Here is a 369-nt window from a genome sequence, read left to right on the forward strand (position 1 = left end):
TCTATTATTCCCTACTGAATTTTAGATATATGGTCTTGGTAGATGCAATGAGTATTACAAAAGATTCTTTTAATCAAATAGAAAAACTCTCTACTATCAAAGATGATTTTTTATTTTTAGCTTACTATTATCATTTCTTTAAGGCAATTCATTCTACAATTTTAGCAAATTATACTGAAGCGAAAACACACTATGAAAAGGCGGAAGAACTTTTAATTGATATACCTGACGCAGTAGAAAAAGCCGAGTTTGAGTATAGATTTTCAACTTACTGTTATCAATCTTATCAACCATTTGAAGCAATTCAACATGTAGTAAAGGCAAAAAAAGTATACCAGAATCATGTAGGCTATGAAATTAATGTTGCCT

General features: G+C 29.3%; 1 pseudogene. It reads left to right on the forward strand.

From position 1 onward, the window contains the following. Window positions 1-369 (forward strand): annotated as a pseudogene (locus MR160_RS34080) (hypothetical protein); the annotation flags it as partial.

Source organism: Bacillus cereus group sp. BfR-BA-01382 (genome assembly GCF_022663475.1).
Taxonomy (GTDB): Bacteria; Bacillota; Bacilli; order Bacillales; family Bacillaceae_G; genus Bacillus_A; species Bacillus_A thuringiensis_S.